We start from the raw sequence: 15,274 nt of genomic DNA, 5'->3' as shown, positions 1-15,274 counted from the left end.
TGATCGCGATCGGCGCATCGGCCGGCGGCCCCGGCGCGCTCGCGTCGGTCCTCGGCGGCCTGCCGGCCGATTTCAACGCACCGATCGTGATCGTGCAGCACGTCGACCGCGCGTTCGCCGAAGGCATGGCGCAATGGCTCGACGGCCAGACGTCGCTCGCCGTGCGCGTCGCGCGCGAAGGCGACCGCCCGCAGCCGGGCGTCGCGCTGCTCGCCGCGACCGACGACCACCTGCGCATCACGCGCGCCGGCACGCTCGAATACACGCGCGAGCCGGCCGCCACGCCGTATCGCCCGTCGGTCGACGTGTTCTTCAACAGCCTGACCGAGCACTGGCCCGGCCGCGTGATCGGCGTGCTGCTCACGGGGATGGGCCGCGACGGCGCGATCGGCCTGAAGGCGCTGCGGATGAAGGGCTACCATACGATCGCGCAGGACGAGGCGACGAGCGCCGTCTACGGCATGCCGAAGGCGGCCGCGACGCTCGGCGCGGCGCGCGCGATCCTGCCGCTCGGACGCATCGCGGGCGAGCTGGCGGCGCTCGCACGGATCTGAAGCCCGATGAACACTTGCAACACCCATGCCTGCCCTCGCAACAACCCGCATCGACCATGACCATTGACCCGACTCACCCGCCAGGCGGCCCCTACGTGCCGCCCGCCGACGTGCCGGCGATGGTGCTGCTGGTCGACGACCAGACGATCGTCGCGGAAGCCGTGCGGCGCGCGCTCGTCGACGAGGAAGGCATCGATTTCCACTATTGCCCGCGTTCGGACGACGCGATGGCCACCGCGATCGAGACGCGGCCGACCGTGATCCTGCAGGACCTCGTGATGCCCGGCACCGACGGTCTGAGCCTCGTGAAGGCGTACCGGACGAATCCGGCGACGCGCGACGTGCCGATCATCGTGCTGTCGACGCAGGAAGAGCCCGTGATCAAGAGCGCCGCCTTCGCGGCCGGCGCGAACGACTACCTCGTGAAGCTGCCCGACCGCATCGAGCTCGTCGCGCGCGTGCGCTATCACTCGCGCTCGTACATGAACCTGCTGCAGCGCGACGAGGCCTATCGCGCGCTGCGGCAATCGCAGCAGCAGTTGCTCGAAGCCAATCTCGAGCTGCGGCGCCTCACGCATTCGGACGGCCTCACCGGGCTGTCGAACCGGCGCTATCTCGACGAATACCTCGCCGCCGAATGGCGGCGAGGCACGCGCGAGCGCAGCGAGCTGTCGCTGCTGATGATCGACGTCGACAATTTCAAGCTGTACAACGACACGTACGGCCACGTGTCGGGCGACAGCGTACTCAAGCAGATCGCGTCGACCATCGAGCGCTGTCTCGGCCAGTCGGGGGATCTCGCCGCGCGTTTCGGCGGCGAGGAATTCGCGGTCGTGATGCCGGCCACGTCGCCGGGTGCCGCGCGGCTGCTCGGCGAAAAGATCCGCCTCGCGGTCGAGGCGCTGCGGCTCCAGCATGCGCATTCGTCGACGGGCGACACCGTGACGATCAGCATCGGCGGCGCGACCATCGTGCCGACGCCGGGCCTGCCGACGACCGTGCTGATCGAAGCGGCCGACCGCGCGCTCTATCGCGCGAAGCACGAGGGCAAGAACCGCGTCGAGATCGACGCGACGCCGACACCGCCCGTCCCCGGCGGCTTCGGTGCGCCACGCGCCGACTGAACACCGAACGCCGGCTCGGCGCCTCGCTCACGCGGCGCCGAGCCGGCGCGCGTAGTCGCTCGGGTCCAGCGGGCGGCTGAACAGGTAGCCCTGCTGCATGTCGCAGCCGATCTGCTGCAGGAACCACGACTGCGCCTGCGTCTCGACCCCTTCGGCCGTGACCTTCATCCCGAGCGAATGCGCCATCGCGACGACGGCCTGCGTGATCGCCACCGAATCGTGATGATCGGGCACGCCCGACACGAACGAGCGGTCGACCTTCAGGTTGTGCAGCGGAAAGCGCTTCAGGTACGCGAGCGACGAATAGCCGGTGCCGAAATCGTCGACCGAGATGCGCACGTTCATGTCCGTGAGCGCCTCGAGCATCGGCAGCACGGTGTCCGTGTCGTTCATCAGCAGTCCTTCTGTAATCTCGAGCTCGAGCGCGGACGGATCGAGCCGCGTCTGCGCGAGGCAGCGACCGACCGACTCGACGAGGCCTTCGTGGAACTGCCGCGGCGACAGGTTGACGGCCAGCACCAGGTCGGGCGCGATCGTGCGGCGCCATTCGGCCGCCTGCCGACACGCGGTTTCGAGCACCCACTGGCCGATCGCGACGATCTGCCCCGTATCTTCCGCAACCGGAATGAACTCCGCCGGCGACATCGGCCCGAGCTCGGGGCTCGTCCAGCGCAGCAGTGCCTCGGCGCCGACGGTGCGGCCGCTGCGCGCGTCGACGACGGGCTGATACGCGAGCCGCAGCATGTCCGACGCGAGCGCGCGCCGCAGCGACTGCTCGATCGCGAAGCGGCGCTGCAGCCGCAGGTTGAGCTGCGCGGTGAAGAACGTGAAGTGGTTGCGGCCGCGCTGCTTCGCGTCGTACATCGCCGAATCCGCGTTGCGCATCAGCGTGACGGCATCGTCGCCGTCGCGCGGCGCGACGCTGATCCCGATCGACACGCCGAGCCAGTATTCGTTGTTCGCGATCGCGAACGGCTTCGCGATCGCGTCGATCACCTCGCGCGCGAGCACCGCGAGCTTGTCGGGATCGTCGCAGTCGTCGACGAGGATCACGAACTCGTCGCCGCCGACGCGCGTGAGCGCATGCTGCCCGCCTCCGCACGCCGCGAGCCGCGCCGCGACGCTGCGCAGCAGCGCGTCGCCCGCGTCGTGGCCGGCCGTGTCGTTGACCTTCTTGAAGCCGACGAGATCGATGAACAGGATCGCGACGCGCGCGGGCCCGCCCGCCGCATCGTGGCCGCCGAACAGCTCGCGCATGCGGTCGCCGAGCCAGCGGCGGTTGTAGAGGCCCGTCAGCGCATCGCGGGTCGCCAGGTAGCGCAGTTGCTGCTGCGCTTCGCGCACGGGGCCGATGTCGTTGAATGAAACGAGCACCGAGTCGGCCTGCGTTTCGCCGGGCCTCACGATCGGCACCGCGTTGCCGCGCACCCAGATGGTGTCGCCGTCCGCCAGGCCGAAACCGACCGTGTAGTCGAGCATCGGCGTGGCCGTTTCGAGCGCGCGCCGGCTCGGCCAGTCGTCGGGCGCGATCGGCGTGCCGTCCTCGCGCAGCTTGCGCAGGATCACCGTCGACAGCCTGCGGCCGACGAGGTCGCCCTTCACGCGCATCATCCGGTTCGCACTCGGGTTGCTCGCGACCACGACGCCATCGCGCGACACGACGAGGATCCCTTCGTTCAGGCTGTTGACCACGAGCCTGTGATGTTCCTCGCTGCGCGCGAGCTGTCGCGCGATCCGGTCCTGGTGCACCGCGAGGCCGACGCTGTTGCCGATGTCGCGCAGCAGTTCGGTTTCCTCGTCGCTCGGTCGGCGCGGCATGCGGTGATAGACGGCGAACGCGCCCAGCACGGCGCCCGCGTCGTCGAGGAACGGCACCGACCAGCACGCGCGCAGGCCCAGCGGCAGCGCAACCGCACGATAGTCGGCCCACAGGGGATCGGTTTCGATGTCTTCGACGACGACCATCCGGCGCAGGTACATCGCCGTGCCGCACGAGCCGGCCACCGGCCCGATCGTCGCGCCTTCGATCGCCGCGCTGTACTGTCGGGGCAGCGACGGCGCGGCGCCGACATGCACGTGCACGCCGTCGATATCGAGCAGCAGGATCGTGCACGACGCACCGTCGCCGAGCAAAGCCTCGGCGCGCCGGCAGACTTCGACGAGCAGCTCCGGCAGCGGTGTGTTGCGCGTGATCAGCCTCAGCACGCTTTGCTCGGACGCGAGCACTTCCGCCGCGAGCCCGAGACTGTAACGAGAACTTTGCGGTTCGGTATTCAAGATGAATCCTGCCGTCTGTCCGATCGGGTCTGATGCGCCCGATTCGTTTTCGATCCTTCGTGCCGTTTTTCGCTCCGGGTATACGCCGATGCCCGGTGCGCCCCGTATTGCACGCGGTGCCAACGCGCGCCGAAATACATTTAACACCAATCCGTGGCAACCCGGGCGTCCATGCGCATCAGGGGTTACACGCGGTCGATGCGGCATGTCCGGCCGGCAGTCAATCCGCCGGAAGACCTGCGCGCGGCGCGACCGCTCCGGGCAAGGCCGTGCGCCATGCGGGCCGTGTTCGAAAGCCATTCGTCAGATTGCGGCGGCGCACCGGCTCCGTTCGCGTTCGATCGTCCGCGCGGGGATCCGTGCGCGTGATCGCCTTCGATGCGTTGGTGGCAGCCGCGACCGCCACGCTCCGGGCGCCGCGCCCGGCGCCGATGCATCGGGCATCGGGCCCGCACACGCGCCGGCCAGGCTTGCAGCGCGGCGCCTGTGCAAGCGTCAATCCTTCCGGATGTGTTCGGCCAGGAAATCGATCAGCAGCCGCACGCGCGGCAGCAGCCCGCGCCGCGACGGAAACACCGCGTGCACCACGCCGCCCTTCGGCGCCCAGCCGGGCAGCACGTCGACCAGCGTGCCGTCGCGCAGGTCGTCCTCGACGACCATGCACGGCAACTGCACGATGCCGACGCCGTGAATCGCCGCATCGCGCAACGCGTGCATGTCGTCCGTGACGAAGCGCGGATGATGGCGCAACTGCGCATGCTCGCCGTTCGGCCCGACCAGCTGCCACACGTGATGCCGCGCCGGCCCCCAGTCGAGACTCGGCGCGCCGGCCAGCCCGGCCGGGTCCGACAGCGGCGCGCGCCCGTCCAGCCAGTGCGGTGCGGCCACCAGCCGCTGCGGGCTGTCGGCGAGCACGCGCATCACGAGATCGCTGTCCTCCAGCGGCGGGAAGCGCACCCGCAGCGCGAGGTCGAACCCTTCGCTCAGCAGGTCGACGCGGCGGTTCGTCGCCTCGAGATGCACCTGCACCTGCGGATGAATCGCCATGAAGCGCGCGACCAGTTCGCTCACGCGATATTCGAGAAGCGCGGTCGGGCAACTGACGCGGACGACACCGCGCGGCTCCGCATGCCGGCGCTCGATCACCTCGCGCGCGGCGTCGGCCTCGACCAGCACCGCGAGGCAGCGCTCATGGAATTCGCGTCCGGTTTCCGTGACGGTGAAATGACGCGTCGTACGCTGCAGCAGCCGCACGTCGTACTTCGCTTCCAGCGCGGCGATGCGCCGGCTCAGTGTCGATTTCGGCACGTCCAGCGCGCGCCCGGCCTGCGTGAACCCGCCGTGTTCGACCACCTTCACGAAATAGTAGAGGTCGTTCAGGTCATCCATGATTGTTCCACCCATAGAACACTGACGGCATTTTAAGGGACTGGAACGCCGGTTGTTGCACGCCTAGCATCCTGTTTCAGCGTGGATCGAGCGTGTCGCGGCAGCCGGGAATTTTCTCGACCGGCTCCTTCGCAGGACCCGACGGTTCACTGGACCTGGACTTACCCCCTCACTTCCCGCACCGTCACTGGAGACAACCATGGCAAGCGAACCGGTTCGCGACCCCGCGAACGACCACCTGCTCACCCCGCAGAACGCGGCGTTCATCGTCATCGATTACCAGCCGGTCCAGGTGAACTCCATCGCGTCGATGGATCGCCAGCTGCTGATCAACAACATCGTCGGCGCGTCGAAGGCGGCCGTCGCGTACAACCTGCCGATCGTCCACTCGACCGTGAACGTGAAGACGGGCCTGAACAAGCCGCCGATCCCGCAGTTGCGCGCGGCGCTCGAAGGTTATCCGACCTACGACCGCACCAGCATCAACTCGTGGGAGGACGTCGAATTCCGCAAGGCCGTCGAAGCGACCGGCCGCAAGAAACTGATCATGACCGCGCTGTGGACCGAAGCGTGCCTGACGTTCCCGGCGCTCGACGCGCTGAAGGCCGGTTATGAGGTGTACGTGGTCGTCGATGCGGTCGGCGGCACGTCGGTCGCCGCGCACGAAGCCGCGCTGCGCCGCATCGAGCAGGCCGGCGGCCAGATGATCAGCGTCGCGCAGCTGTTCTGCGAACTGCAGCGCGACTGGGCGCGCAGCGCCACCGTGCCGGCATTCATCAACCTGTTCATCGAAACCGGCGGCACCGCGGGCATCCAGTTCTCTTACGACAAGAGCTGACCGGCACGGCACGCGCGGCGGCCGGCGTGTCCGGCCGTCGGCGCGCGCCGTTGCCCTGCTTCTCCGTTCCGGCGCGGCCGGACTGCATCGCGGCCGGCAGGCCGCGTTTTCGTATCCGTGATTCAATGTCGATGGCTCCGGCGCCGCGCATCGCGCGCGGCACGGCGATGTGTACCCTCATCGATTGACCTTCAAAGGATCACCATGACGAACCCTGCCGAAATCAAGGCGCTCGTTTTCGATGTATTCGGAACGATCGTCGACTGGAGAAGCGGCGTCGCACGCGGCGCCGCCGCGTTCCTCGATCGCCACGCACCCGCACTCGACCCGTTCGAATTCGCCGATACGTGGCGGGCCGAATATTCGCCGTCGATGGAAGAAATCCGCAGCGGGCGCCGCCGCTACGTGCGGCTCGACGTCCTGCATCGCGAGAACCTCGTGCGCACGCTCGACCGCTACGGAATCGTCGACGTGCCCGACGCCGACATCGACGCACTCAACCTCGCGTGGCACAGCCTCGACCCGTGGCCCGACGCCGTCGCGGCGCTGCAGCGGCTGAAGCGACGCTTCATCATCGCGCCGCTGTCGAACGGCAACATCCGGCTGATGGTCGACGTCGCGAAACGCGCGGGGCTGCCGTGGGATGCGATCCTCGGCGCGGAAGTCGTGCGCGCGTACAAGCCGTCGCCGCAGGTGTACAGCGATACCGTCGAGATTCTCGGCATCGAGCCGGCCGAGCTGTGCCTGGTCGCCGCGCACAACGGCGATCTCGCGGCCGCACGCCGGCAGGGGCTGTCGACCGCGTTCGTGCTGCGGCCGACCGAACACGGGCCCGGCCAGACGACCGACCTGCGAGCCGTTGATCAGTGGGACTTCGACGTCAAGGACCTGAACGAACTCGCGGACCGGCTGGGCTGCCCGGGTTGAAGGCCTCCGGGTCAGGGAGCGCGAGCGTGGCGCTGGCGGCCACGATGCGGGGCCGGTGGAGCGGCGCGTCAAGCAGGACAAACGCGCCGACAGACGACTGGTAGACTCCGCAAACCTTGTCCCATTGCAGCGGCCTGCCCTGATGTCGTCACCCCTGCGTCTCGTAGAAGGCAAACTGACCGCGATGCGCTTTCTCGAGCGCCCCGACCAGGGCAGCGCCGGAAGCCGTCAGGTGCCGCCCGTCGACCCCGAAGCCCGCAAGAAATCGCTCGGCTACTGGTTCACGCACACCCTGGTGCCGATCCTCGCGGCACTCACCGGCAACGGGGCCGCGGCCAATGCCCTGGTGTTTCGGCAAGCCGACGAGGATCTCGTCCTGGCCGAGTTGAACGCCGCGGCCGACAAGGTCGAGCATCCGGCGACATGGTCGTACGCGAACCTGCGCGAAACCAGGACCTTCGCGTCGGCAAACGCGTTCGTGACCGTGGGGAAGAACGGCAGGATCCTGTTCGCGAAGCTACCGGTGGAAATCGAAATCGGCGGCGCGTCGTACCGCGGGTTCCTCGGCGGGCAGTGCTTCGACGTCGGCGACGACGTGGTTGCCGTGGTCGATCGCCGCGGCCGCCTGTTTGCGCTGTCGTCGCCGGACCGGCGCCGCACGGTCATGGATCACACGTGCAGCGACACGGGGCTGGCCGGCCTGACGCACGACATCTGGCTGGCGTGGAAATGGATGTTCATCGGCATGAACTGCTTTGTCATCCCGATGATGATCGTGCTGCTCTGGACCGGCGACGACGGCTTTTCCGACCTGGGTGCCGACCTGGCCATGCTGCTGGGCGGGCCGGCCGCGATCGGCGTCATGCTCGCGCTGCTCCTGGGCGTGCGGTTGTCGTGGGCCGACTGGCTGCCGGCGTGGCGCACGTCGGGCATCCTGAAGGCGCTGGGCCGCCCGGATCTGTGCACGGTCGATTTCCTGGCTACGCGCACCGAGGCCGAACGCAACGGCCAGGTGCGCGACACGGATGTCGGGCAAATCTATTACGCGCCCGTGCCCAAGACCTAGCGCACCGCCTCCATCGCACCCGCCCGCCCCTGCGCCGCCATCGCGAGACGCCGCCAGTTGCGGGCCGCATACCGGTGCGCCTGCCGCAACGCGAGCCACAACCCGATCTGCCGAACCGGCCTGAAGAGGCCACGCGCGCTGAACACGGTGCGCCGTTCGACGCGCGTCCTGCCGCCTTCCACCGGTGTCAGCGTGAATTCGTCCTCAAGCAGGCCGACCCAGTCGCGACACCACACCGTCGACGCCACCATCCGGTAACGCAGCCGGCGATGCTCGTCGAGAACGAGAATCCGTTGGTCGATGGTGCCGCGATCGGTCGTGCACTGCCGCGTGTTGCCGACGGCCGGCACGCCTTCGAGCACGCGGCAGCTGACCGGCTTCGGCACGCCGAGGCGGAACAGCAACGGCCGCGTGTCGTCCATCCGGGCATGGAGGAAATGCGGCCAGACATGCTCGGGCCGGCAATCGAACGTCCACTGCGAATGAATTTCCACGACCGTCTCCTGGCGGTTGCCGGTGCGGGCATGATGACACAACCGCCCCGCCGCATTCGTCACTTCACGACGGCACGCCACGCGGTTCGCGCGTAGATGAGCAGCAACGGCAGCAGCGCCAGCGCGAACAGCAGGCCAAGCGCCAGCACCCACACCGGCCACTGTTCGGGATTCCCCCGCACCCAGTAGCGGTACGGCACGCTCAGGAACGCGATTTCCATCAGCAGCGCACCGAGCGGCACGAGCGCGTTCATCACCACGGCCACGCCGAATCGGGCCGCACCGTCGATGTTCTTCCCCGCACCGTACGCCGCGATCAGGTAGACGAAATACCCGATGATCGCGACCATCAGCGCGCCGCCGGCCAGCAGGCCGACACTGCGCACGCTGCGTTCATGCAACTGGGTAGCCCCGGCCGGCAACACGACATCGATCTTCTCGCCGATCTCCGGCACGCCGCCGGATCGGATGTTGCCCGGCAGCACGACCCGCTCGCCATCCGGCATCACGGCTTCCAGGATCGACGTGTACTTGATGCACCGATATCGTTCGGTGCGCCCGCTGCTGTCGCGTCGCTCGCAGGTGTCCCACTCGGACTGGTAGGACACGACGGTCGCCTCGTATTTCGGCGACACCGCCAGTGCGTAGAGTTCGTCGCCGATCCAGTACGCGAACGGGAAAAACAGCGACACCAGGCAAAAGCACACGAGCCACCAGAAGGCGACCGCGCCGCCCGCCCCGCGCGCGCCGCCGGTCTGGCGGCGCACCATGCGCGACGCGAGCCAGTACGCGGCCACGCCGAATACCGCCACACAGACCACGAACACCTTGCCCGCCTGCGTCAACGCCATCTGCCTTTCCCCCGATAACCGGCCGGATCTTCGTCGGCCATTTTTTCAATTCAGATCAACTCGTTCGTCACCGCCCCGCCCGCCATTCCGTCAGGCCGGCTCGCCGACGAATCTCAGCGTCCCCGATTCGCCCGACAGCAGCGCGCGATTCGCGTCCGCCGCCGCGCGCAGGTAATCCCACAGCGCGGTCACGCGCCGCAGCTTGCGCAGGTCCTCGCGGCACGTCAGCCAGAAGCACCGCGTGACGACCACGTCGTCCGGCAGCACGGCCACCAGCGCCGGCTGCGTGGCCGCCATGAAGCACGGCAGGATCGCGAGCCCGCCGCCCTGCAGCGCCGCGAAATACTGCGCGATCACGCTCGTCGTGCGCAGCCCGGCCGTCGCGCCCGGCACCGCCCGGTCGAGGTACAGCAGCTCGTTGCTGAACGCGAGATCGTCGACATAGCTGATGAACGCGTGCTCCGCGAGATCGTCGGTACAGGTGATCGGTGGATGGTTCGCGAGATAGTCGCGCGTCGCGTAGAGCCGCAACTGGTAATCGCACAGCTTCGTGACCACGTAAGGCCCGCGCTCGGGCCGCTCGAGCGTGATCGCGAGGTCCGCCTCGCGCTTGGGCAGGTTGACGAAATGCGGCACCGGCAGCAGGTCGACCGTCACGTGCGGATGCTCGGCGCGAAACTGCGCGAGCTGCGGCGCGAGGAAAAAGCACCCGAACCCCTCGGTCGACCCGATCCGCACATGGCCCGACAGCGCCTCGCCCGTATTCGCGACCTGGTCGCACGCGGACTGCACGGTCGTCTCCATCGCATCCGCATACGCGACGAGCCGCTGGCCTTCGGCCGTCAGCGTGAAGCCGCCGGAGCGCGACTTGTCGAACAGCAGCGTACCCATCGCCGCCTCGAGCGCGCGGATGCGCCGCGCGACGGTCGTGTAGTCGACGCCCAGCCGCTTCGCGGCGCCGCTCGCCCGCTGCGTGCGCGCGACTTCGAGGAAAAAACGCAGGTCGTCCCAGTTCAGGTTGCCGGAAACCGGCTCGGTGGCATGTCGCATCGGCGAGGGAAAAAGGGGCTGGAGTCTCCGGGCCGGCTGTCGATATGCATAAATGCACATCCAACCGGTTTCTTTATCGGTACATGATGAATCTGCGCATAACTATACTCGACCGTGACCTGCGGACCACGAGCCGCGGCACCACCACGGAGACACCATGCAGACGCGATCCACCCTCGATGAGCATGCGACAGTCGCGGCACCTGCGCCCGAGCGCACCGCGAAGCACCACCTGCTGGCCGGCTGGGCCAGCATGGCCGGCACCACGATCGAGTGGTACGACTTCTTCCTCTACGGCACGGCCGCCGCGCTCGTGTTCAACCGCATCTTCTTCCCGTCGCTGGACCCCGTCGTCGGCACGCTCGCCGCGTTCGGCACGTTCGCGGTCGGCTTCATCGGGCGGCCGATGGGCGGCATCGTGTTCGGCCACTTCGGCGACCGCATCGGCCGCAAGTCGATGCTGATGATCACGCTGCTGCTGATGGGCGTGCCGAGCATGATCATCGGGCTGATCCCGTCGTACGACAGCATCGGCTACTGGGCTGCCGCGCTGCTGATCGGGATGCGGTTCCTGCAAGGGATGGCCGTCGGCGGCGAATGGGGCGGCGCGGTGCTGATGGCCGTCGAACACGCGCCGAAGGGCCGCAAGGGGCTGTTCGGCAGCCTGCCGCAGACGGGCGTCGGGCTCGGCCTGATCCTGTCGTCGGTCGCGATGGCCGCGGTGGCCGCGCTGCCGGAAGCCGACATGCTGTCGTGGGGCTGGCGTGTGCCGTTCCTCGCGAGCATCGCGCTCGTCGGCCTCGGCTGGTTCATCCGCGCGAAGGTGCCCGAATCGCCCGACTTCGAGAAGATGCAGCGCCAGGGCAAGGCCGAGAAGTCGCCGGTGACGGCCGCGCTGCGCCGCCATCCGCGCGAGGTGCTGACGATCGTCGGCGCACGCGCCGCCGAGAACACCTGGTTCTACATGGTCGTCACGTTCGCGCTCGCCTACGCGACGCAGCAGCTGCATCTGCCGAAGGCCGAGATGCTGCACGCGATCACGGCCGGCGCCGCGCTGTCGCTCGTCACGATGCCGCTGTGCGGCCATCTCAGCGACCGCATCGGCCAGCGCCGGATGTTCGCGATCGGCCTCGTGCTGATGTGCGCGTTCGCCGCGCCGTTCTTCATGATGCTCGGCACGCAGCAGACGTCGACCGCATGGTGGGCGATCGTGCTCGGCCTCGGCGTCGTGTTCCCGATTCTCTATGCGCCGGAATCGCTGCTGTTCGCGCAGCAGTTCCCGGCGGAGATCCGCTACAGCGGCATCTCGCTGTCGGTGCAGCTGGCCGGCGTGATCGGCGGCGGCTTCGCGCCGATGATCGCGACGTCGCTGCTCAAGGCCGGCGGCGGCCAGCCGCATTACGTGATCGCTTACCTCGTCGGCTTCGGCGTGTTCGCGCTCGTGTGTACCGCGTTGATGCGGCCGGCGCGCGCGTAACGCACCGCCCGCATTCATTCGATTTCAGTTCGTCCTGCCGTCCGCCGTGCGTGCATGCGCGGCGGCGGATACGGGCCGCCTTGTTTGTCATCACCTCGTTCCCCGGAGAGTTCCATGAACGCCGCAGTTCCCCAGACCACCCTCGCCCTGCCCACCGCCAAGCTGCTGATCGACGGCGCGTTCGTCGAATCGCAAAGCGCCGAATGGGGCGACATCGTCAACCCCGCGACGCAGGAAGTGATCGGCCGCGTGCCGTATGCGACGCTCGACGAGGTCGACGCCGCGATCGCGTCCGCGCAGCGCGCGTTCCAGACGTGGAAGACGACGCCGATCGGCGCGCGCCTGCGCATCATGCTGAAGTTCCAGGATCTCGTGCGCCGCAATCTCGAACGGATCGCGCACACGCTGACGGCCGAGCAAGGCAAGACGCTGCCCGATGCGCAGGGCGACATCTTCCGCGGCCTCGAAGTGGTCGAGCACGCGTGCTCGATCGGCACGCTGCAGCAAGGCGAATTCGCGGAGAACGTGGCGGGCGGCGTCGATACCTACACGCTGCGCCAGCCGATCGGCGTGTGCGCGGGCATCACGCCGTTCAACTTCCCCGGGATGATCCCGCTGTGGATGTTCCCGATGGCGATCGTCTGCGGCAACACGTTCGTGCTGAAGCCGTCGGAGCAGGACCCGCTGTCGACGATGCAGCTCGTCGAGCTCGCGATCGAGGCCGGCGTGCCGCAGGGCGTGCTGAACGTCGTGCACGGCGGCAAGACGGTGGTCGACCGCCTCTGCACGCACCCGGACATCAAGGCGATCTCGTTCGTCGGCTCGACGCGCGTCGGCACGCACGTGTACAACCTCGGCAGCCAGCACGGCAAGCGCGTGCAGTCGATGATGGGCGCGAAGAACCACGCGGTCGTACTGCCCGACGCGCACCGCGAGCAGACGATCAACGCGCTCGTCGGCGCGGGCTTCGGCGCGGCCGGCCAGCGCTGCATGGCGACGTCGGTCGTCGTGCTGGTCGGCACGGCGCGCGACTGGCTGCCCGAGCTTGTCGAGAAGGCGAAGGCGCTGAAGGTCAACGCGGGCCACGAACCGGGTACCGATGTCGGCCCGGTCGTGTCGAAGGCCGCGCATGCGCGCATCACCGCGCTGATCGACGAGGGCGTGAAGGCCGGCGCGAAGCTCGAACTCGACGGCCGCAACGTGAAGGTGCCCGGTTACGAGCAGGGCAACTTCGTCGGCCCGACGATCTTCTCGGGCGTGACGACCGACATGTCGATCTATACGGAAGAAATCTTCGGGCCGGTGGTGGTCGTGCTCGAGGCCGACACGCTCGACGACGCGATCGCGCTCGTCAACCGTAACCCGATGGGCAACGGCGTGGGGCTGTTCACGCAGAGCGGCGCGGCGGCACGCAAGTTCCAGAGCGAGATCGACATCGGCCAGGTCGGCATCAACATCCCGATTCCGGTGCCGGTGCCCTACTTCAGCTTCACGGGTTCGCGCGGCTCGAAGCTCGGCGATCTCGGCCCGTACGGCAAGCAGGTCGTGCAGTTCTACACGCAGACGAAGACGGTCACCGCGCGCTGGTTCGACGACGACGCGACGGCTGGCGGCGTGAACACGACGATCGCGCTGCGCTGAGCGAGGGCCTGCACATGGAAATTGCATTCATCGGACTCGGCAACATGGGCGGCCCCATGGCCGCCAACCTGCTGAAAGCCGGCCACGCGCTGACGGTGTTCGACCTCGACGCGCATGCGGTCGACGTCGCGGTGCGCGCCGGCGCGACCGCCGCCGGCTCGCCGCGCGAAGCGGCCGCGCGCGGCGCGGTCGTGATCACGATGCTGCCGGCCGCGCAACACGTGCGCGCGGTCTATCTCGGCGACGACGGCGTCCTGGCCGGCGCGCACGCCGGCGCGACGCTGATCGACTGCAGCACGATCGATCCCGGCACCGTGCGCGCAGTGGCCGACGCCGCCGCGCAGCGCGGCTTCCCGCTCGCCGACGCCCCCGTGTCGGGCGGCACCGGCGGCGCGCAGGCCGGCACGCTGACCTTCATGGTCGGCGCGGACGCCGCGCTGTTCGAGCGCATCCGCCCCGTGCTGCTCGACATGGGCAAGAACGTCGTGCATTGCGGCGGCACGGGCACCGGACAAATCGCGAAGATCTGCAACAACCTGCTGCTCGGGATCTCGATGATGGGCGTCTCGGAAGCGATGGCGCTCGGCGCCGCGCTCGGCATCGATCCGTCCGTGCTGGCCGGCATCATCAATACGTCGACCGGCCGTTGCTGGAGCTCGGACACGTACAACCCGTATCCGGGCGTGAGCGACACCGCGCCGGCCGCGCGCGGCTATGCGGGCGGATTCGCGGCGAACCTGATGCTGAAGGATCTCGGGCTCGCGACCGAAGCGGCACGGAGCGCGCACCAGCCGGTGTGGATGGGCGCACTCGCGCAGCAGCTCTATCAGTCGATGAGCCAGCAGGGGCTCGGCACGCTCGACTTCTCCGCGTGCGTGAAGCTGTACGAGGCGCAGCCGGCGTAACCGCCATAGCCGACGCCGGACGTGCGCCGACCCGCGATGTGCCTGAACGGCCTCGCGGGTCGGTTTGCATCGGGGAGAAGGAAAACGCGGACGGCGGCGGCGTGCGACGCCGCCGGTCGCTCAACCGCGCGGATTCGACGCCGTCTCGAAGGTCGGATGGCACTCGAACGCGAGTTCGGAGCGCGCGCCGACACGGCTGCCGCTGGTCAGCGCCTCCTGCTTCAGGCTGGCGCGCATGCCGCGCTGCGTGCAGTAGTTGGTGGCTTCGTCGACGGCCTTCGTATGGGCGTCGGCCCACGTCGTCGATACGCCGACCGTGCGCGTCTTCACGGTAAATACGTTCGGGTTCGACGTCGCGGTCACGTCGGAAGCGGTCGAACACGCGGCGAGCAAGCATGCAGCAGCCGCGACGGTCAACCATCGCAGGGTTCGAAAGGAAACTGGAGTGGACATGGGGGGCAAGCGCACGTACTTCGACGTGCATTGAGCAACATAGGCGACAGTATGCCTGCTCGATCGCCGGAGATCATGCCCCTTTCGGTGAACACATTGTTTCGAATGGTTAAACGATGACGGATGCAGGCAAGATTTACAGCCCTCGCAGGCGGCCGGCTTCGGTCGGCAGGTAGTTTCGCCCTGCCCGCATGCCGTTGCGGGCGCGCCGGGCGGCGCGACGTCCGG

The 15,274-nt window shown here is 68.4% G+C and carries 14 protein-coding genes; 8 read left to right on the top strand and 6 right to left on the bottom strand.

Annotated features, from left to right (window positions below; genetic code table 11):
• The coding region (locus tag ABY44_RS00510; protein ID WP_431640730.1) for a chemotaxis protein CheB at window positions 1-554 on the top strand (554 nt) is incomplete at its 5' end.
• Window positions 555-610: 56 nt separating this feature from the next.
• The gene (locus ABY44_RS00505) at window positions 611-1,678 is read left to right on the top strand and encodes a response regulator (protein WP_059694254.1); all 1,068 of its coding nucleotides are present in this window, start codon (window positions 611-613) and stop codon (window positions 1,676-1,678) included.
• Window positions 1,679-1,705: 27 nt separating this feature from the next.
• On the opposite strand, the gene ABY44_RS00500 is transcribed toward ABY44_RS00505, so the two are convergent.
• Both ABY44_RS00500 and ABY44_RS00495 read right to left on the bottom strand, forming a co-directional pair.
• Window positions 1,706-3,955 (bottom strand): putative bifunctional diguanylate cyclase/phosphodiesterase, encoded by a 2,250-nt coding sequence (locus ABY44_RS00500; RefSeq protein WP_027791237.1) that lies wholly within the window; start codon window positions 3,953-3,955, stop codon window positions 1,706-1,708.
• A gap of 495 nt (window positions 3,956-4,450) precedes the next feature.
• Window positions 4,451-5,344 carry a LysR substrate-binding domain-containing protein gene (locus ABY44_RS00495; protein WP_048025782.1) on the bottom strand — a complete coding sequence of 298 codons (894 nt, stop codon included), beginning with the start codon at window positions 5,342-5,344 and terminating at the stop codon, window positions 4,451-4,453.
• 199 nt (window positions 5,345-5,543) lie between these two features.
• Here ABY44_RS00495 and ABY44_RS00490 point away from each other — a divergent pair, with 199 nt between their 5' ends.
• The 3 genes from ABY44_RS00490 to ABY44_RS00480 all read left to right on the top strand — a co-directional run bounded on the left by ABY44_RS00490 (window position 5,544) and on the right by ABY44_RS00480 (window position 8,175).
• On the top strand, window positions 5,544-6,182 hold the full coding sequence (locus ABY44_RS00490) for a hydrolase (RefSeq protein ID WP_048025781.1): 639 nt from the start codon (window positions 5,544-5,546) through the stop codon (window positions 6,180-6,182).
• A gap of 204 nt (window positions 6,183-6,386) precedes the next feature.
• Window positions 6,387-7,109: a haloacid dehalogenase type II gene (locus tag ABY44_RS00485; RefSeq protein WP_060173208.1), complete on the top strand. Its 723-nt coding sequence runs from the start codon at window positions 6,387-6,389 to the stop codon at window positions 7,107-7,109.
• Window positions 7,110-7,164: 55 nt separating this feature from the next.
• Complete coding sequence (locus ABY44_RS00480) at window positions 7,165-8,175, top strand: hypothetical protein (protein WP_230948813.1); 1,011 nt, start codon at window positions 7,165-7,167, stop codon at window positions 8,173-8,175.
• On the opposite strand, the gene ABY44_RS00475 is transcribed toward ABY44_RS00480, so the two are convergent.
• From ABY44_RS00475 to ABY44_RS00465, 3 genes are all read right to left on the bottom strand, one after another.
• Window positions 8,172-8,669 (bottom strand): SRPBCC family protein, encoded by a 498-nt coding sequence (locus ABY44_RS00475; protein ID WP_060085500.1) that lies wholly within the window; start codon window positions 8,667-8,669, stop codon window positions 8,172-8,174. The genes ABY44_RS00480 and ABY44_RS00475 overlap by 4 nt on opposite strands.
• A gap of 59 nt (window positions 8,670-8,728) precedes the next feature.
• Entirely contained in the window at window positions 8,729-9,520 is a 792-nt protein-coding gene (locus ABY44_RS00470; protein ID WP_059694249.1) for a hypothetical protein, read from the bottom strand.
• 90 nt (window positions 9,521-9,610) lie between these two features.
• The gene (locus tag ABY44_RS00465; protein WP_060085041.1) at window positions 9,611-10,570 is read right to left on the bottom strand and encodes a LysR family transcriptional regulator; all 960 of its coding nucleotides are present in this window, start codon (window positions 10,568-10,570) and stop codon (window positions 9,611-9,613) included.
• 157 nt (window positions 10,571-10,727) lie between these two features.
• Here ABY44_RS00465 and ABY44_RS00460 point away from each other — a divergent pair, with 157 nt between their 5' ends.
• The 3 genes from ABY44_RS00460 to mmsB all read left to right on the top strand — a co-directional run bounded on the left by ABY44_RS00460 (window position 10,728) and on the right by mmsB (window position 14,593).
• Window positions 10,728-12,047: an MFS transporter gene (locus ABY44_RS00460; RefSeq protein WP_027791229.1), complete on the top strand. Its 1,320-nt coding sequence runs from the start codon at window positions 10,728-10,730 to the stop codon at window positions 12,045-12,047.
• A 114-nt stretch (window positions 12,048-12,161) separates the two neighbouring features.
• Window positions 12,162-13,688: a CoA-acylating methylmalonate-semialdehyde dehydrogenase gene (locus tag ABY44_RS00455; RefSeq protein WP_027791228.1), complete on the top strand. Its 1,527-nt coding sequence runs from the start codon at window positions 12,162-12,164 to the stop codon at window positions 13,686-13,688.
• A gap of 14 nt (window positions 13,689-13,702) precedes the next feature.
• On the top strand, window positions 13,703-14,593 hold the full coding sequence (gene mmsB, locus ABY44_RS00450) for a 3-hydroxyisobutyrate dehydrogenase (protein WP_059495028.1): 891 nt from the start codon (window positions 13,703-13,705) through the stop codon (window positions 14,591-14,593).
• A gap of 120 nt (window positions 14,594-14,713) precedes the next feature.
• Here the strand turns inward: mmsB and ABY44_RS00445 are convergent, their stop codons facing one another.
• Window positions 14,714-15,046, bottom strand: a complete 333-nt coding sequence (locus ABY44_RS00445; protein WP_060173205.1) for a hypothetical protein — start codon at window positions 15,044-15,046, stop codon at window positions 14,714-14,716.
• Window positions 15,047-15,274: the final 228 nt, after the last annotated feature.

Source organism: Burkholderia sp. ZZQ-2 (assembly GCF_050768715.1).
Lineage (GTDB): Bacteria > Pseudomonadota > Gammaproteobacteria > Burkholderiales > Burkholderiaceae > Burkholderia > Burkholderia cepacia.
The sequence above is the reverse complement of the archived record's forward strand: the minus strand, read 5'-3'. Positions and strand labels throughout refer to the sequence as shown.

Excerpts from the sequence above, each read along its gene's own strand:
- ABY44_RS00505 (WP_059694254.1), top strand. The coding sequence starts at position 611 with ATGACCATTGACCCGACTCACCCGCCAGGCGGCCCCTACGTGCCGCCC.
- ABY44_RS00490 (WP_048025781.1), top strand. The coding sequence starts at position 5,544 with ATGGCAAGCGAACCGGTTCGCGACCCCGCGAACGACCACCTGCTCACC.
- ABY44_RS00460 (WP_027791229.1), top strand. The coding sequence starts at position 10,728 with ATGCAGACGCGATCCACCCTCGATGAGCATGCGACAGTCGCGGCACCT.
- ABY44_RS00465 (WP_060085041.1), bottom strand. The coding sequence starts at position 10,570 with ATGCGACATGCCACCGAGCCGGTTTCCGGCAACCTGAACTGGGACGAC.
- ABY44_RS00445 (WP_060173205.1), bottom strand. The coding sequence starts at position 15,046 with ATGTCCACTCCAGTTTCCTTTCGAACCCTGCGATGGTTGACCGTCGCG.
- ABY44_RS00470 (WP_059694249.1), bottom strand. The coding sequence starts at position 9,520 with ATGGCGTTGACGCAGGCGGGCAAGGTGTTCGTGGTCTGTGTGGCGGTA.
- ABY44_RS00485 (WP_060173208.1), top strand. The coding sequence starts at position 6,387 with ATGACGAACCCTGCCGAAATCAAGGCGCTCGTTTTCGATGTATTCGGA.
- ABY44_RS00455 (WP_027791228.1), top strand. The coding sequence starts at position 12,162 with ATGAACGCCGCAGTTCCCCAGACCACCCTCGCCCTGCCCACCGCCAAG.
- mmsB (WP_059495028.1), top strand. The coding sequence starts at position 13,703 with ATGGAAATTGCATTCATCGGACTCGGCAACATGGGCGGCCCCATGGCC.
- ABY44_RS00495 (WP_048025782.1), bottom strand. The coding sequence starts at position 5,344 with ATGGATGACCTGAACGACCTCTACTATTTCGTGAAGGTGGTCGAACAC.